This is a genomic window from Paenibacillus sp. AK002, assembly GCF_053903045.1.
On the sequence record NZ_CP096377.1, the window covers coordinates 5472109 to 5492946 of the forward strand.

22 protein-coding genes and 1 pseudogene are annotated in these 20838 nt (G+C 51.4%); 10 read left to right on the forward strand and 13 right to left on the reverse strand.

The features are described from left to right. Positions 1-10: 10 nt before the first annotated feature. Entirely contained in the window at positions 11-793 is a 783-nt protein-coding gene (gene sufC / locus M1D70_RS24360) for a Fe-S cluster assembly ATPase SufC (RefSeq protein ID WP_009595714.1), read from the reverse strand. Between the two features lie 437 nt (positions 794-1230). Beyond that, positions 1231-1707, reverse strand: a complete 477-nt coding sequence (locus tag M1D70_RS24365; protein ID WP_009595811.1) for a Dps family protein — start codon at positions 1705-1707, stop codon at positions 1231-1233. A gap of 309 nt (positions 1708-2016) precedes the next feature. Here M1D70_RS24365 and mtnK point away from each other — a divergent pair, with 309 nt between their 5' ends. Then, the gene (gene mtnK / locus M1D70_RS24370; RefSeq protein WP_009595845.1) at positions 2017-3240 is read left to right on the forward strand and encodes an S-methyl-5-thioribose kinase; all 1224 of its coding nucleotides are present in this window, start codon (positions 2017-2019) and stop codon (positions 3238-3240) included. Then, positions 3237-4316 (forward strand): S-methyl-5-thioribose-1-phosphate isomerase, encoded by a 1080-nt coding sequence (mtnA, locus tag M1D70_RS24375; protein WP_456288198.1) that lies wholly within the window; start codon positions 3237-3239, stop codon positions 4314-4316. Before mtnK ends, mtnA begins: the two co-directional genes overlap by 4 nt. Before the next feature lie 199 nt (positions 4317-4515). On the opposite strand, the gene M1D70_RS24380 is transcribed toward mtnA, so the two are convergent. Continuing rightward, the gene (locus M1D70_RS24380) at positions 4516-4818 is read right to left on the reverse strand and encodes a YunC family protein (protein WP_009595810.1); all 303 of its coding nucleotides are present in this window, start codon (positions 4816-4818) and stop codon (positions 4516-4518) included. 233 nt (positions 4819-5051) lie between these two features. Here M1D70_RS24380 and M1D70_RS24385 point away from each other — a divergent pair, with 233 nt between their 5' ends. Further along, on the forward strand, positions 5052-5591 hold the full coding sequence (locus M1D70_RS24385) for a hypothetical protein (protein ID WP_254664140.1): 540 nt from the start codon (positions 5052-5054) through the stop codon (positions 5589-5591). An 82-nt stretch (positions 5592-5673) separates the two neighbouring features. Here the strand turns inward: M1D70_RS24385 and M1D70_RS24390 are convergent, their stop codons facing one another. Beyond that, on the reverse strand, positions 5674-6051 hold the full coding sequence (locus M1D70_RS24390; RefSeq protein WP_009595784.1) for a DUF423 domain-containing protein: 378 nt from the start codon (positions 6049-6051) through the stop codon (positions 5674-5676). Between the two features lie 212 nt (positions 6052-6263). On the opposite strand from M1D70_RS24390, the gene M1D70_RS24395 reads away from it, so the two are divergent. Together M1D70_RS24395 and yhbH are read left to right on the forward strand one after the other, a co-directional pair. Beyond that, the gene (locus M1D70_RS24395) at positions 6264-6686 is read left to right on the forward strand and encodes a hypothetical protein (protein ID WP_254664141.1); all 423 of its coding nucleotides are present in this window, start codon (positions 6264-6266) and stop codon (positions 6684-6686) included. 165 nt (positions 6687-6851) lie between these two features. Beyond that, on the forward strand, positions 6852-8012 hold the full coding sequence (gene yhbH / locus M1D70_RS24400) for a sporulation protein YhbH (protein ID WP_009595852.1): 1161 nt from the start codon (positions 6852-6854) through the stop codon (positions 8010-8012). A gap of 130 nt (positions 8013-8142) precedes the next feature. Here yhbH and M1D70_RS24405 read toward each other — a convergent pair whose 3' ends face one another. Beyond that, entirely contained in the window at positions 8143-8310 is a 168-nt protein-coding gene (locus tag M1D70_RS24405) for a hypothetical protein (protein WP_175320829.1), read from the reverse strand. A 38-nt stretch (positions 8311-8348) separates the two neighbouring features. On the opposite strand from M1D70_RS24405, the gene M1D70_RS24410 reads away from it, so the two are divergent. From M1D70_RS24410 to M1D70_RS24420, 3 genes are all read left to right on the forward strand, one after another. After that, entirely contained in the window at positions 8349-8486 is a 138-nt protein-coding gene (locus M1D70_RS24410; RefSeq protein ID WP_009595812.1) for a hypothetical protein, read from the forward strand. Beyond that, positions 8470-10680: an acyltransferase family protein gene (locus M1D70_RS24415; RefSeq protein WP_456288199.1), complete on the forward strand. Its 2211-nt coding sequence runs from the start codon at positions 8470-8472 to the stop codon at positions 10678-10680. The genes M1D70_RS24410 and M1D70_RS24415 overlap by 17 nt, the downstream gene beginning before the upstream one ends. 172 nt (positions 10681-10852) lie before the next feature. Beyond that, on the forward strand, positions 10853-11689 hold the full coding sequence (locus M1D70_RS24420) for a sulfurtransferase (protein WP_456288200.1): 837 nt from the start codon (positions 10853-10855) through the stop codon (positions 11687-11689). Between the two features lie 299 nt (positions 11690-11988). On the opposite strand, the gene M1D70_RS24425 is transcribed toward M1D70_RS24420, so the two are convergent. From M1D70_RS24425 to M1D70_RS24435, 3 genes are all read right to left on the reverse strand, one after another. Continuing rightward, positions 11989-12219 carry a helix-turn-helix domain-containing protein gene (locus M1D70_RS24425; protein ID WP_009595835.1) on the reverse strand — a complete coding sequence of 77 codons (231 nt, stop codon included), beginning with the start codon at positions 12217-12219 and terminating at the stop codon, positions 11989-11991. Between the two features lie 18 nt (positions 12220-12237). Further along, a complete protein-coding gene (locus tag M1D70_RS24430) occupies positions 12238-12855 on the reverse strand; it encodes a DUF2975 domain-containing protein (protein WP_009595736.1) in 618 nt (205 codons plus the stop codon). Between the two features lie 922 nt (positions 12856-13777). Then, positions 13778-14788 (reverse strand): hypothetical protein, encoded by a 1011-nt coding sequence (locus M1D70_RS24435; RefSeq protein WP_456288201.1) that lies wholly within the window; start codon positions 14786-14788, stop codon positions 13778-13780. 249 nt (positions 14789-15037) lie between these two features. Here M1D70_RS24435 and M1D70_RS24440 point away from each other — a divergent pair, with 249 nt between their 5' ends. Beyond that, positions 15038-15535, forward strand: a complete 498-nt coding sequence (locus M1D70_RS24440; protein ID WP_456288202.1) for a DinB family protein — start codon at positions 15038-15040, stop codon at positions 15533-15535. A gap of 89 nt (positions 15536-15624) precedes the next feature. Here M1D70_RS24440 and M1D70_RS24445 read toward each other — a convergent pair whose 3' ends face one another. The 4 genes and pseudogenes from M1D70_RS24445 to M1D70_RS24460 form a co-directional block, all read right to left on the reverse strand. Continuing rightward, positions 15625-16308, reverse strand: coding sequence for a hypothetical protein (locus tag M1D70_RS24445; protein WP_456288203.1), 684 nt, complete (start codon positions 16306-16308; stop codon positions 15625-15627). After that, positions 16235-16809: pseudogene (locus tag M1D70_RS24450) on the reverse strand (MFS transporter). Before M1D70_RS24450 ends, M1D70_RS24445 begins: the two are co-directional and overlap by 74 nt. Positions 16810-17094: 285 nt before the next feature. Next, entirely contained in the window at positions 17095-17631 is a 537-nt protein-coding gene (locus M1D70_RS24455; protein ID WP_456288204.1) for an SMI1/KNR4 family protein, read from the reverse strand. A gap of 134 nt (positions 17632-17765) precedes the next feature. After that, on the reverse strand, positions 17766-18530 hold the full coding sequence (locus tag M1D70_RS24460; protein ID WP_456288205.1) for an SDR family oxidoreductase: 765 nt from the start codon (positions 18528-18530) through the stop codon (positions 17766-17768). A gap of 320 nt (positions 18531-18850) precedes the next feature. Here M1D70_RS24460 and M1D70_RS24465 point away from each other — a divergent pair, with 320 nt between their 5' ends. Next, positions 18851-19687, forward strand: a complete 837-nt coding sequence (locus M1D70_RS24465) for a YitT family protein (protein ID WP_009595825.1) — start codon at positions 18851-18853, stop codon at positions 19685-19687. Between the two features lie 92 nt (positions 19688-19779). Here M1D70_RS24465 and M1D70_RS24470 read toward each other — a convergent pair whose 3' ends face one another. Beyond that, on the reverse strand, positions 19780-20667 hold the full coding sequence (locus M1D70_RS24470) for a hypothetical protein (protein WP_456288206.1): 888 nt from the start codon (positions 20665-20667) through the stop codon (positions 19780-19782). Positions 20668-20838 lie beyond the last annotated feature (171 nt).

Consider the following 20838-nt stretch of genomic DNA (forward strand, 5'->3'; position numbering starts at 1 on the left):
TCCCGTCAATTTACGCGTCTTGACCTACAGTTTCATCCGTAATGCCCAGCTCTTCCTTAATCCAGTCATAGCCTTCTGCTTCCAAACGCTCAGCCAGTTCCGGTCCGCCGGATTTCACGATACGTCCTTGCATCATAACATGCACAAAATCTGGAGTAATATAGTTAAGCAAACGTTGGTAGTGGGTAATAATCAAGAAACCACGTTCTTCGGATTTCATGCTATTCACACCGTTTGCTACAATTCTTAATGCATCGATATCAAGACCGGAGTCTACTTCGTCAAGAATGACGAGTTTCGGATCCAGCAGCATCATCTGCAGGATTTCGTTACGCTTCTTCTCACCACCGGAGAAGCCTTCGTTCAGATAACGATGAGCGAACTCGGGATTCATCTCGAGCTCTTTCATTTTGCCTTCCATTTGACGAATGAACTTGATCAGGGAAATCTCATTGCCTTCACCGCGGCGTGCATTGATGGAGCTGCGCAGGAAGTCGGAATTTGTTACACCAGCGATTTCACTTGGATATTGCATGGCCAGGAACATACCTGCCCGCGCACGCTCATCAACTTCCATCTCCAGCACGTCTTCATCGTTAAGCAATACTTTGCCTTCCGTAACTTCATATTTAGGATGACCCATCAACGCGGAAGCCAACGTACTTTTACCCGTTCCGTTTGGTCCCATGATGGCATGAACTTCTCCGCCCTTCATCTCAAGGTTGATCCCCTTCAGGATCTCCTTGCCTTCGATCGTTGCTTTCAATCCTTCAATGACAAACTTGGTTGACATATTAGATTCCCTCCGTTGAATAGGTAGTGTATTTGTTGTCCCATATGATAACAGGATTGTACGCCCTGATTTCATAAAACAAAAAGTAATTCTTTATTTATAATCATTCTAAACTGATTATCAATGATTCTCAAGCCATTTTATAATAAAAAGTGACGTATTTCAACCGGACAAGCCTTTTGGAGACAACATTCGGACAACTGTAACCATTAAAAACAGGCTTGGCCGATTAACCGGCCAAGCCTGTTTCATTCTTCCCTTTTCATCCGCCGTATATGCTGAGGCACCCCATGTCGCCACGGCATCTAGGCAACGGCGTCAACCGCGCGTCGTCAGACGGTGTCGGGGCACCAAGAGCTATAAGGACTCGTTAACGAGTCTCAAGCTGCAGCAAATATACGGAATGAATTAGGATATCATTCTATTGGAATCACACTTTATCCAAGGTATGAGCGCAGCATCCACATATGCTTCTCGAGATCGGCCTTGAACCCGGTGAACATGTCGGCTGTCGGCGCATCTCCGGCTTCCTCCGCCATTTCGATGCCTTCCGCCAATTCCTCGGATACGGTAGCGAAGTCCTCGACCAAGGCTTGTACCATGCCGCGGGTATCCTCGTTGCCGGATGCCTCCTGAACGGTCGCAAGCTCCAGATATTCTTTCATCGTTGCAGCCGGCTTGCCTTTGATCGAAAGCAGGCGCTCCGCAACCTCATCCATTTTAAGCGTGATTTCGTCATACAGCTCTTCGAATTTAACATGAAGGGAGTAGAACTGCTCTCCGGTTACATACCAGTGATAATTGTGAAGTTTGACGTAGAGCACGTTGAAGTTCGCAACCTGCTGATTGAGCAATTGCTCCAGACTTGCGTTTTTCGTTTTTCCTGCAGCTTTGCCAGATGTAGTTTTTGCCATGGTTTATCCCTTCCTTTTCTATATGAAATGCACCCTGTACTGCGTCAAAGGAGCATTCGGCAGATCGGTGTATCCCCATTGTAACTGGAACCATCTGCTAATGCTATTCCTTCATTAATATATGAGTACATCCTGTGCTTGGGCGTCTATTTGTAGTTTACCCTTAGGACTGCGAAGCGAATCAGGTTCAGCTAACCTTGAGACTTGCCAAAAAATTATACAAAATTCGCGAAAAAACGTTATACTAGGTAATACCAAGCAAAAAAGTTGGCTTTGTTTTTCTTCTATTATATTTGGGGGTGACCATCCATGTCTGCATATCATCCGCTGAACGCGGACGAAGCGATACAATTAGCTAAAAGTATACCCGGCCGGTTCCCGGAGCATGCCGAACTCGAATGCCGCGAAATCGGCGACGGCAATCTCAATCTGGTGTTTCATGTCACCGCCAAAAATACGGCTGATAGTATCATTATCAAGCAAGCTGTTCCTTATGCAAAAGTCGTAGGCGAATCCTGGCCGCTGTCTCTCGACCGCGCGCGCATCGAACGTCTCGCCCTGGAGACGGAGTACTCCCTGTGCCCTGACCTCGTTCCGAAAGTATACGGCTATTCGGATGAGCTCGCCTACACCGTGATGGAAGACTTGAGCGAGTACACCATCATGCGCAAAGGCCTTATCGAAGGCATCGCCTATCCGAAGTTCGCGGAGCATATCGGCCGGTTTTTGGCCAGAACCCTGTTCTATACGTCGGATCTGGGCATGAACCAGCAGAAGAAGAAGGAACTTGCCGGCCGTTTCGTTAATCCGGATCTATGCAAAATTACCGAGGACTTAATCTTTGAGGATCCATACCGTGAATCCGCCAACAACAACTATGAACAGAGCATTGCCGATGAAGCGGAAGCCCTTCGCGCCGACCTGCCGCTTCACTTCGAAGTCGCGCTGCTGCGCCATAAGTTTCTGACCCATGCGCAAGCTCTGCTCCACGGGGATCTGCATACGGGCAGCATCTTCGTCACGCCGGAATCCACCAAGGTGATCGATCCGGAATTCGCTTATTTCGGCCCGATGGGATTCGATATCGGCGCGGTGATCGGCAACCTCCTGCTGAACTACGCGGCACAGCCGGGCTGGAGCGGGGACGAGCAGACGCTGGCCGCCAGGGAAGCCCGACTCCTCGAGATGGCGAGCGGCGTTTGGACCCACTTCGAGAACAACTTCCGCTCGCTGTGGAACGATGATCTCTTGGACGAGATGTCCCGCACGCCAGGCTATCAGGACCATTATGTGTCGCAGGTTTTGAAGGATGCCGCAGGATTCGCGGGCTGCAAAATGATTCGGCGCATCGTCGGATTGTCCCATGTTGCGGACATCGATACCATAGCAGATGATAAGGCCAGAGAGACTGCACAGCGCAAAGCGCTCGCCATCGGCAAAAATCTCGTGCGCCATCACCGCAGCATCAAGTCCTTCGAGGACATGCTGACCTTGATCAAGCAAGCATCCAAAGGAAATGAGGTATCGATATGAGCGGTATGACTACCGGCAATACCAGCACCTATGAACCGCTAAGCTCGGTTTACTGGGGAGGAGACCATCTGGTCCTTCTGGATCAGCGCTTGCTCCCGGAAGAGATCGTCTATCTTAAGCTCTATACGCCAGAGGAAGTCTGGGAAGGGATTCACTCCATGAAAGTCCGCGGCGCACCGGCGATCGGCATCGCGGCAGCATTCGGCGCCGTACTCGGCGGAATGCAGGTGGAAGCCGACCGTCGCGAGGAGTGGCTTCAGCAAATCGCCAAAACCTGCGCTTATCTCGCAACGTCCAGACCGACGGCCGTCAATCTGTTCTGGGCGCTGGACCGCATCAAGCTTGCAGCCGAGAAGCTGGCGGCTTCGGATCTCGACACGGCTGGTCTGAACGCGGCGCTGCTCGCCGAAGCCGAGGCCATCCGGGCCGAGGACGAGGATGTATGCCGCCGCATCGGCGAGCACGCCCTGCCGTTCTTCCGGGACGGGATGGGCGTGCTCACCCACTGCAATGCGGGGGGATTGGCGACCGCCAAATACGGGACCGCCCTGGCGCCAATGTATCTGGCCCATGAGCAGGGCCTGAACATCAAGGTGTTCGCGGATGAGACGAGACCCGTTCTGCAAGGTGCCCGCCTAACCGCCTTTGAACTCCAGCAGGCCGGCATCGACGTTACGCTGCTGGCTGACAACATGGCCGCCATGGTCATGTCCAAAGGTTGGATACAAGCGGTTATCGTCGGTACGGATCGCGTAGCCGCAAACGGCGATGTCGCTAACAAAATCGGTACGTATGGGGTCGCGGTTCTGGCGAAAGCCCATGGCATACCTTTTTATGTGGCGTGCCCGTTGTCCACGATCGATCTGAATACGAAGACGGGTGCCGATATTCCGATTGAGGAGCGGCCGGCGGAAGAGATCACGGAAGGTTTCGGCAAGCGCACCGCTCCGCAAGGCGTTAAAGTGTACAATCCTGCCTTCGACATTACGCCGAACGAATACGTGACAGCGATCATTACGGAAAAAGGCGTCGTGCAAGCACCTTACGAAGAGAGCTTGAAAAGCTTGTTCGAATAAGCCGCTGCAGGATTCCCCAATATTTTTCACCATCAACGAACAAACGGACAAAAGGCCCCCGCCGATTGTCCGTTTGTTCTCTTTGATGGCGTTTCGGCGCATTTTTTTCCCTGTGAAGCTGACAAAAGCATCGCTTATCTCATTAAAAAAAGAGCGATCCGCACCGGAATCACTCTTGTACCGCTTAAGCCTGCTGGGCTCAAATCATCCGCAGGATCGCATCCTTGCCGGCGAGGCCGGGATGAATGCCCCACTTCTCCGCCTCCAAGGTTACCGATTCCAGCGGTGCCTCCAGCAGCTGCTCCAATGTGCGAACCCCAACGGCTCTCCCGGCAATAATCTTGCGGTCTGCAAGCTGTTCGTTCAGAAGGCCCACATCGAGGGCACCGCACATAATATAACCACGGGAAGTGTATACAGCCAGCAGCGTAGTTTTCGGAAGTTTGACCTCGACGCCCATAACGGTATGTCCTTCAATCTCGATCGGCAGTAAAGTCACCAATATAAACAATCCTCCCCTCACATCGGCTTAGAATTATATTTATTCTCTTTGAACCGACATGGTGCGAATGTCTCTGACATTGCGCAAGGGCGCCTTATGTTTATGGTGCGAACGTCTCTCGATTTATTAGAATAAAAATGAAATATCCGTGACATTAGGACTATGAAAATTCGAAAATTATGGTATATTTGATTCAGAAGAAAACCTGTGAAAGCTGGTGAATGATAAAAGCTATGAACACAATTCCTGTCACCGATGATAACGGCTTTTTATTCAACGTTGATATTCTGGTCAAGAGTCACTCCAACGCACTGGCTTTGCAATATTTGCTGGAAATGCTGAACGACAAGGCCGAAGTCGTCGATTTCCGGATTAAGTCCGGAATGGAACTTGGAGAAATTATCAACACCTTGGTCCAAGCCAAGAAAGATTCCGTTATTAGCAATGCCTCCCGGAAGATGGCTTCTTCCATGACTCAGCACGAGAAACCTGCTCCGCCTGCGATATCCTCGCCGGAAAAAAAGATCGCTGCAAGCGCACCTCCTGTCCAAACTCCACTCGCCGGAAATGATCCCTTTGAATGGATTAAAGTATACAGTAAGGACAATCGCCTTGTTCGCCTGACAACCAACCGCCACGGTAAGCAGACAAGCCTACCCTGCCGAATACTCAATTATGACGAAAGCAATTTCCTGGTCAACGTCTATCATGTCGATGAGAAGCAGGTATATACCTTCAAACTCAATGAAATCGACGAGTTCAGCGTGAGCTGAGTCGGCAGCATACCATAGGTATGTAAAAACGGCATCGCCGCCCTTTATCAGGGATCGGTGAAGCCGTTCTTTTTTTTGAGTACTAGTTTTTACGGGACAGCGCCGAGGACATCAGGATCAGCCAGCCTGCAATAAAGGAAACGCCGCCGATCGGCGTAATCGCCCCTAGCCATTTGATGCCGGATATACTTAACACGTAGAGACTGCCGGAAAAAATAACGGTTCCCGCGATGAATAAAGCCCCCGCCCAAAACAGCTTCCGGGATTCGCCCAGCACCTTGGCCACAATCCCCGTAATCAGGACCGCCAGTCCGTGAATCATATGATAGTGGACGCCCGTCTCATAGGTGGCAAGCTCGTCCGGCGTAATGATATCCTCCAGCATATGGGCGCCGAATGCTCCAATGGCGACGGACAATGCCATCAGGATCGAGCCCCATGCGATGAAAGCACGACTCATGTTTTTTTCAACCCCTTTTTGTCAGCGGACACCCGTGTCCATATGTAATCAAGTTAAGTTTAACGGATTCGCGTACGCTTTTCCACCGGCGTGTAAGCGCTTTGGACTTGATTTCAGGGCCATTTTGTGAAAGATTAATAAGGATGTCTTTTATTTGGAAACCCTGCATGGACCCATTAAGAATGAATCTCAAGTTAGGAGCGATTATGTACATGGATCAACAATCACCTTCCTCTCCATCCGAGGGGCAAGATTCGCCCAAGCGACCTATAACCACCTTCATTCCTCCCGAGGACAGAAAGAACTCCCGCTTCGGCATCGCATCATTCATTCTGTCGATCGTGACGCTGCTTGGTTATATTCTGCTCGGCGCACTCGGCACCACGATGATTGAACCTTACATGACGGAAAACGGGCCGATCCTGGAGCCGACGCAGGAAACGCTTGAAGCGATGACCACGCTGGCGGCCGTTTTCATTCTCGTGATGATCATCAATATCGTCGGCCTGGCGCTTGGCATTGTCGGCTGCTTCTCTAAGACACGCAAGCGTGCCGTCGCCGTCATTGCCACCATCGTGAACGGCGTAGTCATCGTCACCATCGGCGCCCTTTTCCTATTCGTATTAAGCGCATAAGGATTACGTACCGGGACACTTGCCTGATCCATTTCAGGTTAAGTGTCTTTTTCATGGCAAACACGGATTCACACTCACATATCGCTCTTTCTCCCGAATATAATGAGATACTACAGCCGAAAAGACGGCAACCGTGTCAAGGCTACACTTGGGAGGTGACTGTCCGTGCAAAATGAAGACGCTCTGTCGTTTGTCGTATCCCGTGAAGACTGGTCGCTGCACCGCAAAGGCTATCAGGATCAGGTACGTCACCAGCATAAAATCCGCGAAGTGATCAAACGCAACCTGCCCGACCTTATTACTGAGGAAAACATTATTTTGTCCGACGGAAAGCAGATCATTAAAGTTCCGATCCGAAGCCTTGACGAATACCGTTTCATCTACAATTACCAGAAGCAAAAGCATGTCGGTCAAGGCGACGGTGACAGTCAGGTTGGGGACGTCCTTGGACGCGACCCTTCAGCGGCCCAGCCCGGAAAAGGAGAATCGGCCGGTGACCAAGCGGGACAGGATATTGTGGAAACCGAGGTCAGCCTGGAAGAGCTGGAGAATATGCTGTTTGAGGAGCTGGAGCTCCCGCTTCTGCAGCCCAAGGATAAAGAGCAGATCGAGACGGAGTCCATCGTGTTCAACGACATCCGCAAAAAAGGCATCATGTCCAACATCGATAAGAAACGCACCATCCTGGAGAATCTGCGCCGCAATGCGAGGGACGGCAAGCCCGGCATTCACGGCATCAGTCCGGACGACCTGCGCTACAAAACCTGGGACGACACCGTCATACCGGAATCCAATGCGGTCATCATCGCCATGATGGACACTTCCGGTTCCATGGGTTCCTTCGAGAAATACTGCGCTCGCAGCTTTTTCTTCTGGATGACCCGTTTCCTCCGCAAGCAGTACGAGAAGGTGGAAATCGTGTTTATCGCCCACCATACCGAAGCGAAGGAAGTGACCGAAGAGGAGTTCTTCACGCGCGGCGAAAGCGGCGGTACGATATGTTCATCCGCGTATCAGAAGGCGCTGGATATCATTCACCACCGGTACCCTCCTTCCAAATACAACATCTATCCCTTCCACTTCTCGGACGGCGATAATCTCACATCCGATAATGAACGCTGCGTCAAACTCATCGGGGAGCTGCTGAAGGTGAGCAACATGTTCGGTTACGGCGAGGTCAATCAATACAATCGCAGCAGCACGCTGATGTCGGCATATAAAAATATCAAGCTGGACCAATTCATGTACCATGTCATAAAGGACAAAGGGGAAGTGTACGAGGCGCTCAAGACCTTTTTTCGGAAACGGCAAGGAGCCGCTACCTGATTCTAAAGTCGATAAGTGAAAGAAAAAAAATAAATATCGGTTGACCTGGACACTGGAGGAGGCAGGGACCTCCTCTTTCTTATGGCCTCCTGCGATACGGCTAACAGCCCGTTGCCGAATAATGGATATGTCAAGCATAACGGTTTGTCATTTCAAATGAAAAATCTGTCTTATTATTGACATCACAATGTAGCCGTAGGTTCATTTTTTTGTCACCTTCTGTTTTTCCAAGGATGGTAGTATTAGCTATGACATCTTGTTGCAGGATATTACAGGATTCGATAAACGTCTCCTGCATATGAAATATCCTCCTATAAAGGAAAGGGAAGGTTTACCATGTTCCAAATGACACATCGACTATCCAGCACCCAGACGTTTGAGAATATGTCCTACATATTATCGCAGCGGCTGTTACAGGGCGGCATGAGCGCAGATCCTTCGAGAGGAGTGATCTTCCGTGCCGATATCCGATAAACCCCATTCACGCTACATGCCCGGTCTTGACGGACTGCGGGCCCTCGCATTAATCGGAGTGATGGGCTACCACTGGAATTTTGGCTTTGCAGGCGGCGGGTTTCTCGGGGTAAGTTTATTCTTCGTTTTGTCCGGTTACCTCATTACGGATATTTTGGCTTCGCAATGGCATCATCATAGGCGGATTGATCTCAAGGATTTCTGGATACGGAGATTCCGGCGTCTCCTGCCGGCGATGCTGCTCATGCTGTTCATCCTTGTGGTATGGGTAACGCTGTTCGACCGGTCAAGATTGGCTACGCTTCGAAGTGAAGTGCTCGGAGCGGTTACGTACATAAGCAACTGGCAGTTTATTTTTCAGCAGCAATCCTATTTTGAATCATTTGGTCCGCCTTCTCCGCTGGGGCATTTCTGGTCGCTAGCGGTGGAAGAACAATTCTACCTGCTGTGGCCGGTTATCATGCTGGCGGCGCTCAAGCTGTTTCCCCGCCGAGGGCAGCTCTTTGGGTTCATTGCCGCCGGTGCCGCGATTTCCGCGCTGCTCATGGCCTTGATCTATCAGCCGGGCGACGATCCAAGCCGGGTCTACTACGGTACGGATACCCGGGCGTTCGGCCTGCTCATCGGAGCGGGGCTGGCCATTGTATGGCCCAGCTGGAAGCTGTCCTCCCGCGCCTCAAGAGGCATCCGCTATAAACTCAACATGACGGGCGCCGCGGCAATGCTTATCATTCTCTACATGATGTGGCAGGTGGACCGTTACGATGCATTCCTGTATCAAGGAGGCATGTTCCTCTTTTCCTTGGCCGCTGCCGTTCTCGTAGCGGTGCTGGCCCACCCTGCGGCTTCCATCAGCCGCTTGTTAAGCTGGAAGCCGCTGCTGTGGATCGGCGTTCGTTCCTATGGCATCTACTTATGGCATTACCCGGTCATGATCCTGACCTCGCCTGATTCCGGCGCAAGCGATCTCAGTTTGCTTCAGACTGCGCTGCAAATCACCGCAAGCGTTCTGCTGGCCGCGCTATCCTGGAAGTATGTCGAAGAACCGATACGGCATGGCGGGCTTAAAAAATTATGGCTTAAAGCCCGCTCGCTTCGCCGCCGCCCGGCTTCGATTTCGTTAAGAGGCTGGATCGTGTCCCTGAGCTCTCTTATGCTGATCGGCATATTCTGTTCGGGGATGATGAGCAGCGTGTCCTCTGCAAGAACGGTGGGCGATATCGCTGCCATGCTGAACATCGATGACCCTGCTCCGGAGGAAGCGGCGCAGACTCCAAGCACCGGACCTGCTACGGTCGAACCGCCGCAACCGGTCGACACGAACGGAGACAACGCAGCGCCTCCTGCCGTAGAGCCAACGAATCAACCGGATACGGTGAAGGAGCCGAATTCTAGGGATGAAGGGGCTAAGGCTCCGCTTTCGGACGGAGCGGCGGACTCTGGAAATAACGACCCCGCCGGTGCTGCTGAGAACGAAGTGCGGGACCCAGTTGCGGAGAACAACCTAGACGTCCAAGACAAGCAAACCGGCGGAGAAAGCGATCCTACGGATAAGGCTGACTCCGGGAAACCGATTCCGGATCAACCGGATGAGGATAAGACTGATAAGCCGAATGCAGATCAGGTCGATAAGCCGGATCCATCCAAGGACCCGGCAAGCGGAACTTCCGGCGGCAAGAGCGATCCTGCCAAACCGACGACGAAGCCGGAGCAGCCACCGGTAACCAAGTCCGCCATCACGGCCATCGGGGATTCGGTGATGCTCGGGGTCTCCCCTTATCTGGAAAAATCGCTGCCCGGCATTCACGTCGATGCGGTCATTGGCCGTCAAATGCGCCAGGCCGATGAGCTGATTCCGGCCCTGAAATCCCAAAATCGGATTGACGGCGGCATTGTCATCATCGGGCTCGGAACCAACGGGGCCTTCTCGCAAAAGGATCTCGATTCCCTGCTGGGCCCTCTGGATTCGGCCAAACAGATTCTGCTCATCAATACGCGCGTTCCGCGCGATTGGGAACAGAACGTTAACGGCATGCTCGCCAAAGCGGCTGACCGGAACCCGAAGGTTACGCTGGTGGATTGGTATTCAGCCAGCAAGGACCATCCCGAATACTTCCGGTCCGACGGCGTCCATCTGGAGCCGGAAGGCGCCGAGGCTTATACGTCCATGCTGCTTCAAGCCATCAAGAAATAAGGGTTTGTCCTGATTCTTGCCATCATTCATTCTTATATCGTCGACCTGATCTCATCATTCTATGAGACAGGTCGACTTTTTAGTTATATACGTATTCGCTAGCAGCAATATGATATAATTCGGTTACTTAATCTCATCATTCATTTATTAATAGAAGGCGGTGTCCTGGCATATGAACAATATCGTGACAATGAAATGGCTGCTGGCAAGACTCTATGAACCGGATCTGGTCATCGTCGATTGCCGTTTTGCCCTCGGCAAACCGGAAAGCGGCCGAGCCACATACGAGGAATCGCATATTCCGCGGGCGGTTTACCTCGACCTGGAGAAGGACCTCTCCTCCCCCATTACCGAGCACGGCGGTCGCCATCCCCTGCCGGACCTGGATCGCCTTGCACAACGTCTAGGCCAGTCCGGCATTCAGGGCAGCAGCCGCGTCGTGATCTACGACGACCAGGGTGGAGCCATGGCCAGCCGACTATGGTGGCTGCTGAAATATACCGGCCATGAGCAAGCTTATGTATTGGATGAAGGGTTTACGGCTTGGAAGAACGCTTCGTATCCGGTAACGGACGAACAGCCGGTCGTCATTCCGGTTACATATGGCATCAACCTTAAGCCGGATAAACTGGTCCGCGTCGATGAAGTACGCAAGGCTTCGCAGCAGGGCAGCATAACGCTCATCGATTCCCGAGAGCCGCGCAGATATGCCGGATTGGAGGAGCCCATGGACGCCAAAGCCGGGCATATTCCGGGTGCTGTGAACTATTTCTGGAAAGGCGTCCTGGATGATTCCGGACATTGGAAGGATGCGGAAGCGATCCGCGAGCATTTCTCGGACATCCCGCAAGATGCCGAGATCATTGTATACTGCGGCTCCGGCGTCACCGCTTGTCCGAACGTGCTAGCCCTGGAGGAAGCCGGGTACGGCAACGTAAAGCTGTACGCGGGCAGCTGGAGCGATTGGATCAGTTATGAGGAGAACCCGGTGGCGACTCGGGAAGAATAACCTGCAAGAACCCGCGCTCTGCGCGGGTTCTTTTTGTTGGGGCTAGGGTGGTGTACCCGGTACACAGTGCTCTGAGATATTCCGAGTCAACGAGGAGTCAACAAGAAGGGTTGATCCATGTGTACTTTGTCTTGAGCATACCTCCCATGAAGTAGTCGCCTTGGCATGCTTTACATAGCAGAGAGAGAGCTCGAAGGCTCCCACTGAGTCAACAACAGATAAAAGTAATCAACTTTCGATCAACAATAAGTCCCATGATAAGCTTGCCAAAAAAACAATTGAAGGGAGAATAGGCACCTTCAATCAATTTCACAGCTGTCGCTATCGGCCGGAACAAATTCCAGAATGTCTCCCGGCTGACAGTCTAGAATTTCGCAGATCGCTTCCAAGGTAGAGAACCGAATCGCCTTCACTTTCCCCGTTTTCAGATTGGACAGATTGACGTTCGAGATCCCTACCTTGTCGGCCAGATCATTCAATTTCATTTTTTTGTCGGCCAGAACTCGGTCCAGACGTATAATAATCGGCACTATCATCAGTCTCCATTCTCATAAAGTCGAATCATGCTCTTCCTGCAGAAGAGCACCGTACTTGAAAATCTCGGAGACGAACAGCACTAGTATGCCGATGATAATTCCGATTAAAGCGATACCGCCCAGATTGATTGAGAAGATGCGAGTAACGAACAGGCAGATCAGAATATTGAGAACGAGCTTCGCCAGCAAAGAATACAGGATAACGATGATTCCCAGCCTTTTCAGACGGGCGGCATTCGCCAGACTAAACGGGCTGTTTCCGCTAAGTATGCTTCCTATTATATAGCGAATCTGGCCGATCGAGTAAATGTAGGCACAGAAGACAAGTGTGGCATTGGTCAAGCTGACGACCAGATAAGCGTTCTTGGCATCGAACATGTCGGGATTGATCGGTTGAAAATAAGTGAAAGGCACCATGACGCTCTTCGTCACCGTATCCGATAACGGTACTGAAAAGAACCAGTGCGCGATTCCCTTCTCTGCGTAGAACATCTCCTGGGGCTTCAATCCGAGCCATAGATTGAAACAGACGTATGCAATGAGCAGCCCGATTCCTCCCCAGTATCCGATCTTAAGCGCAGTGTGCATTCTTTTGAAGCCAGGTTTGGCTTTGAATTCAATTCCGTTCATGCGCAATCTCCTTTTCATGTGAACTTACAATATATACTAAATGATTCATTTATGAAAAACAATAACTATTTAATGATAAACATTAAATTCAAAATAAGCTGCTTTATGATGGTAAGGCGTGCACGGATCGCATAGCGCCAAACTTCTTAGACAAAGTGGAAGATCGAATTACCGAAGCAATTACCGGTACAGTGGGTTCAAGTGGACAGCATGTCCCAATGAAACTAACCTGGAGGCATAGATTCCTGCGCTCACCGTATAAACAAGAGGTAACGATAATGGATACATCAGTTTCACCTACACACGTTTTGTCTAGACGTTAATCACGCGCGCTCACCTACATACACTGCTAGATGTGGCGTGGTACTGTGTACCCGTGTCACACCCATGGCAGTGCTGATCTCGCTTTTATCCTTATTTATGGTCTTCTGAGGTGCTTGCTGGCGAGGAACTGAAGAGTGCCAGGAGGTACATGGGCAGATGTGGACATTGTGGATGTGATGCTGTGTATATCAAGAGGTTGATGCTGTTGTCGCGATACGTCTGTCGGGTCAGGTATAGCTTATACGGTGTATTCCCCGACATAATCTTGTTTGGATAGCTGATGTGACTGACGCTGCATGAAGGTCCTCTCCCTTTGCGGTGTATTCTGGCGAGGTTACAAAAGGGAGACCACTCGTAGCAATGTGGCTGATTGGGTCCAAGACCGGCTCTGGGACCAATGCCCCTACGTAACTCGCATGGCCTGTTGTGTAGGCACTTTCTGCCATGATCGCAAGCTGGAGCGATTGGATCAGCTATGAGGAGAACCCCGTGGCGACCGGGACGGAATCACTAGGTCGAAATCGGGAAAAGCCCGCTATGGTAGCGGGCTTTTCATTATTTTGTTGATCATCTGCATTCTTTCCTACATCAGAATTCCTTACAGATGCTCAAGAGCCATCGAGCGTATCCGATTCTCCTCAGGGATATTCTCGTAGAGCAGAGCCTCTTTACCCGCTTCCGCCATTCGCTTGCGGAGAGCAGCAATTCGGCCTTTGCCGGAATCGATAAACCGGAAGTCGATCTGGCGCAGGCACTCCATTGTTGTTAAGCCGTCCAAGGCTTCCGCCTTGATCCTTGTAGAAATCTCCTTCAGCATTAGAACCTCCAACCGGTCCGCAGTCCACAGATTCCCGATCTCCTGCAAGGATTTCATGTAATCCAGTTCAAGCTGCCGAAGATTACGCATATGCGAGAAATCGCACAAGCGCTCGACTTTCGGCAGCGACAAGTGCAGAAAGGCCAGATGATCCAATGCCGCCAGGTCATCAATATGCACCAGGTTGCGGACGGAGGACAACCTCAGCATGCTTACATTCGATTCCGCCAACACGTTAAGCGAACCGTTCACGGTACAGCTGTCTAGGGCCAAATACTTTATCAAGGGCAAATCCGCGACAAAATCCAGTTGATCGATGGAGCAGTTCAGGACCAGCGCATCCAGGCGAATGCAGTCGGCAATCGGCGCTAGATCATCGAATTTACCGCTGAGTTCCAGGTATTTTAGAAACTTGTAGCTCCGGATAAAATCGATGCCTTGCGTTTTGGGCGAGCGTAACTTAAGAAATTCCATTCGATCCATCGCACCCAGCCTGGTTAAATCCTGCCTCTGTTTCAGATCCAGATGCAAAGCAGCAACAAACTTCAATCCCGCGAGCGTCTTCAGAAATTCATCGGTATATCTTCCGTTCGCTTCTGCATGATAAATATGCAGTATCAAGTCCGGACGCTTGGAAAACACCTGCTCGTCCAGCTTCAGCAGATCTTCCGCATCGTCTGCCCCGACAACAAAACCGATGGTTGCACGGTTTCTCAGCTGTTTAACGGCACTATGCATTTTGTCCGTGCTCCAGGGAGCACCGCTCATCGATGCAGCCCACGGCTCGCTCATTTCGTTCGCCTCCATTCTTTGAACTGATCTGGGAGCCTCCACTCCGCCTTAAAGCTAGTTAACATAGTACCAAAATATGGGCAAATCTTCCACTTCAACCGAAGAGAAGAAGCCGTCCTTCTTCGTGTTGACGAAGAGGACAGCTTCAATGCAATTCTAAAAACTCTACTAGATAATAAGCGTCAAAGAGAGCTTTCCTCCCAACCGGAAAATATAGTATGCTAAGCCATATGAGGGGAGAGGATTATTATGGTAAAACAACTGATCATCGGCGATGCAGCGCAGGAACTGGCTCATACGCGCCGCGTTCTGGAACGCTTGCCCGAGGAGCATATGTCGTGGAAGCCGCACGAGAAATCGATGTCACTGGGCGGGCTGGCCACGCACCTGATTAACCTGCTGAACTGGCAAATCGCGATTTTTCAGTACCCGGAGTTCGATCTTTCGAGTGTGCCGCTGCGACGGGAGGCTTTGAACAAACGCGCCGACGTTCTGGAGGAATTCGACGCGAACGCCGGCAAGTTGGAGCAGCTGCTCGCCGAATGCGACGAGAAAACGCTCGGCGAGGAATGGACGCTGCGCCACGGCGACCATATCATCCTCCGCGCGCCGCGGGCGATTGCGCTCCGCACCTTCGGCTTCAGCCACATGGTTCATCATCGGGCTCAGTTAGGGGTATATCTGCGGCTTCTCGATATTCCGGTGCCGGGCATCTACGGTCCATCTGCCGACGAGGCAGCGCAATGAACTAAAACTTCCCGATCGGACAACGTCAAACAGTCGCAGGATACCGGCATAACCGCCGGCACTCTGCGACTTGTTTAGTTAATGCTTTTCTATGAACTGCTTCGTGCTTGACGGGCGAGCATTCCGCTCACGAAGACCATGACCGCGGCCAGCCCAAGAAAATACAAAGGCATGGCGACTAACGAACCGTCGTGAAGAAAGCTCATGCCGCTCGTTATCAGGCTGACGACAACGTAATAACCCAATCCGAAGATGGCCCCTGCCGTCCCGAGCACGTCTCCGTAATGGATCAGCGCCAGGCTGAGGCAGTTGGGAATGGCCATTCCGATGCCGAGCAGAATAATAAAAATACAGGATACCATCAACACCAAATCCGTCACGGTGGCTTTGATCCCGCTAAGGGCAAAACCCGTGAAGCAAAGGGCCCCCACGGACGTAATGAACGTGCCGAGCAAGATAATGCGCTCTGCCTTGAGCCGGGTCAGCAGCCTTTTCGACAGCAGCGCGCCTACAATCGAGGACATCGCCACAAAGATTCCGAAGAAGCCGAACGCAGCTGGTCTCATCTGAAAAAATTCAATAAAAATAAAGGGCGCCTCCGCATAATAACTGAACAAAATGCCGTTGGTCGCTCCAATAAGAAAACCGAATCCCCATACTCTGCGATCAAAGAGCAGACGCTTGACCACCGAGAACGTGTTAATCCTCGAGGCGGCCTGCACTCTGGTCTCGGGCAGGGAAATCCAGGTGTAGGTCAATACGGCTGCGCTCAATATTACCAGCGTGAAGAAAACCGCCGAGCGATTGATCTACCCATCCGCCAATCAGCGGCCCTATCGCAGGAGTAAACGCCAGCACCGCCGAAATCTGGGCAAACACCGCATGGCGTTTGGCTCCGTCTACAGTTTCGCGCAAAATCGTTTGCGTGACGACAGAGCCCGTGCTGGCACCAAAAGCCTGTATGAACCGGCTGACCCATAACCATTCGACCGAAGCGGACAGATAGCAGCCCAGGCTGCCCAACCCATAAACCAGGATGCCCACAGCATGGCGGGGCGCCGTCCGATGGAATCGGACAGCCTCCCCCAGCAATATACGCCAAAGGCAAAGCCCAGAAAGTAAATGCTGAGCGTAAGCTGGATCGCATTATTGCCCGCCCCTAAATGATGGGCGATATCCGGTAATGAAGGCGTATATATCGTTTCGCTTATTTGCGGGAAACCCACAAGAACAATAAACAACAGCAGCGACGGTTTTGAGATTTTTCTTTGCACAGCCAAACTCCCCCCTTATCGTTTCAGAAAATCTCTAGTTTGCCGGCAAAGGAATTACGGGATCGGGGGTTTGCATTTGGTTAGTCTAGTAAAAGAAAGCATTGAAAGTTCACCTTTTGTTTGAAAATAAGGGGGTAGTAATCTATCTAACGAGCATTATAACAGAATCGCAGGCAAATGGGCTCCTGACTCTCCTCCCGGGGAAAAATGCAAGAGCCCACGCGTCACGCGTGGGCTCTTCTTGCTCCAAGTCTATACGATCCCCTGCCAGCTCTCATGGTACGCTCAATACAGCTCCCAAGTCTCCGTGCATAACGCAGGCAAAGAATCCGCAACACGCTCGCAGTCTTCATACCCCAGGTTGCCGGAATGCGCGAACAAAATCGCATATTCGCCGTTTGTCGGCGCTTCCCTCATATCGAACATATAATGGTTTCCGCTTCCATCCATCGCAAACGACACCGCACCAGGCATATACTCCGGCAGCTCGTAGGCCAGGTTCATCTCCCTCAGGTCATCCGTGTCAAAGAACTGGAAAAGACGTGCTCCCTGTTGAAATTCCCCGCCGTTGGAATACTTCAATAAATCCAAATAGCTTGCGGGAAAGTTTCGCCGAGGCAGCTTCCAGCCTGCAGGATCCAGCGGAACATATTGATCGTAGAAGGGGGAGCTTTTGTGAAAAGGATTCACTTGCCTCCCCTTGATTTCATCCATCTCCTGCACGGAAAGCCCTGCATTCCACTCCATAACAAAACGGGCAATTTGTTCTTCGGTGGCACCCGCGCGTATGTCGTACGCGTGCTCAAAATCAATATTCCACATCTTCGCCTGCCTCCGTCCCAATACTTCCTTCCTCGCAACTTCTCCAAACATTATAAAGGAAATACTGGAAAAAGAAATCATGCCGCGGGAATCAGGTGCTATCTATGTTCATGGATTTGCGGCAACGGCGGCGGTCACAGATGGGATCCTCCACTGGCATCGATGCATTGACCGGTGATCCATCGGCTGTCCGGAGATGCCAGGAATGCAGCTATGTCCGCGATATCCCCAGGCTCACCCCATCTTCCGAAAATCGAATAGCTGGCCCCAAATTGGAAAGAGGCCGGGTCCTGAAGCATGGAGGCCTGCATGTCGGTAGCAACGAATCCGGGCTGTATCGCATTGATCGTAATTCCACGGGTACCCAACTGGCTCGACAGAGAGAGGGTCAGCGAATTAATGGCCCCCTTTGTCATCGAATACGCCGGAATACCGGGCAAGGAGATTCGCGTTACCGCAGATGATAGGTTGATAATGCGCCCATCGTCTCGAAGGCGTGGGAGAGCCTGCTGAATGATGAAGAATGGCGACTTCACGTTCATTCGCATCACTTCATCAAAGGTTTCCTCCGTGGTATCCTCTATGGTTTCCATCAAGCCGACTCCAGCATTGTTGACCAGAATGTCGAAATGCGTATTTCCGGTTCGTGCTTTCAACGTCTCATCCAGCACACCATACAGAGTACTTATCCCATCCAAGGAGGCAAGATCCGCTCCTACCAAGAAAGCTTCCCCTCCGGCCTGCGTAATCTCGCCCAAGACCTCTTCTGCCGCCTCACGGTTCTTGCCATAGTGAACGGCTACCAACGCTCCCTCCTTCGCCAATCGTGTCGCGATACCACGCCCAATGCCTCGGCTGGAGCCCGTAACCAAGGCAATTTTTCCATTCAATGTTTTCATTCTCATCATCTCCTCTTCTTCTTTCAGTTTAGTTTTATCACAGGCCCCATTTCGAAATGTTGCGCTCCTATTCCCGTTCTCCGCTCGATTTCAAACATTATAAAAAAGCCCCTCCTGGATAGGGGGGCTGGATGCAGGGCATTAGCGGCGACCTGCAAGCTTATGAAAATTAAAAATCATTTACATTCCATGTGAAGATTATTATAATGAGTATATCAAAAGAGCTGCGCAACCTATGTTTGCATAAAGCGATTAAAGGATGAGTTTTTCCTTTAATCGCTTTTTTTGTGAGCTTGTTGAAAGTCATGGAGGTATATCGTATGAAAAAAAGAGCGTTTGATATGATCATGCTGCTCATCGGGGCATTTATTTTTGCGCTGGCGGTCAATTTATTCGTCATTCCGAACGATTTTGGCGAAGGCGGCGTAACCGGGATATCGATCATCCTGTTTTATGTGCTGAAATGGTCGCCGGCGCTGGTCGGCATTGTGATTAACGGGATATTGCTGATGATCGGCTACAAGCTGCTGGATAAAAAAACGACGGTTTACACCATCATCGCCGTTGCCTTTCATTCCCTGTTCCTGCACTTGACGGAGAACTGGCGCATCGCGTCGGATGAGCCGGTGATCAACGCCATTTTCGCCGGACTGTTCGCCGGCGTCGGGATCGGACTCATCGTCCGTGTGGGCGGAACGACGGCAGGCACGGTGATACTGGCTCGTCTGGCCAATAAATATTGGGATTGGAATATCAGTTATGCCCTGCTGTTCTTTGACCTGATCGTGGCCGGACTGTCCGTCTTCGTAATCGGGATCGAGAAGGTGATGTTCACCGTGGTCATCCTCTACATCGGCACCAAGGCAATGGAATTCATCATTGAGGGCTTGAATCCCAAAAAAGCCGTTACCATCATCTCGACACATCATGACCGCATTGCCATTCGGGTTACGGAGATTATGGACCGTGGGGTAACCGTGCTCCGGGGGTACGGATATTACACCGGTCAGACCAAAGACGTACTCTACATCGTCATCAGCAAACAGGAAGTTTCCATGCTCAAAAAAATCGTCCGTGCCGAGGATAAAAACGCCTTTGTTACCATCCACGACGTACGTGACGTGTTCGGGGAAGGATTTATTGATATTTCCAAGTAAAGCCGAACTTATCGTTAGATAAAAAAAGATCGAAACCATCGCTAAAGGCGGGCTTCGATCTTTTTTCGTAATAACTCCGCTCCATCGAAGGATCAGGGGGACATATATCTTCCATATTCCAGCCCGAGATCCGTAATCGCATCGTCCGATACGGACAGAAGCGAAACATTCTCACCTTCCGCGCCCATCCACTGCACGCCAAGCACAAGACCAAGCTCCGATTCTGCCGCAAACAGAAACGAGAACATGGCCGGACGCACCTCTCCTTGGTCATCCACTCTCCACGTCGAGCTCGGATCGTACTTCGCCGGATAATCGTAATACAGCCAGCCGCTCTCGCGTTTCAGCGCCAAGCTGGCCAGCATATCGTCACCTTCTCTGACGAACTGCACCAGATAGAGGGACTCTCCGTCCGGAAGCTGAATAAGCGGCCATGCCTGCTCTACCGCTCTCCCCTTGCTGTTCTTGATCTCCTGCAGCACTTGTCCATCGGCCTGCTCCGGCTTGGCCGGCTGGATGGTCAACAGCGCCTCTTCCGGAAGATGGCGCTTTGGTATGATGAAGTACGTTGCATTCGGGGCGGCCGTCCCCTCCGTCACCTCGTACAGCTGCCCGTCCTGATGGCTGAAATTCTGCGAAGTTTGCCTGCCGTTATCTTCTTCCGTCGCTTGCTGCTCACCCGCATATTGGACCGGAAGCGGCTCGCCGCCCTGGCCGATGGCAATCAGCGAGGCTTCTTCATCCTGAATCGCGGCATCCGGATTAACGAGCAGCCTATGCCCCGTTTCGTCGGAAAATGCAAAGGTCCCTTCCTGTAAGGCAGCCACATCCCGGATCACCAAGGGTTGGTCCTCCTTTACGTCAGGGGCCGGCTCCACGCTCGAAACGGATGGGGGTTCGACCTTCCCGTTCTCCGAATCCGCGCATGCGGTCAAGGTACATAGGGCCGTCATGAACAGCGCTGCCCATATCTTTTTCATGCCTTCAGCTCCTGTAATAAGATTCCAACTCTTCCATAACCTCAGACGAAAAAACGGCCGAAAAAGTTGATGTCAAAGTTCCTTTTATTTGTATTTTTCCATGACAAAATCGGATGATTTTTTGCATTTTCGCTACATAAAACACGGGATAATGGCTGATTAACTTACACC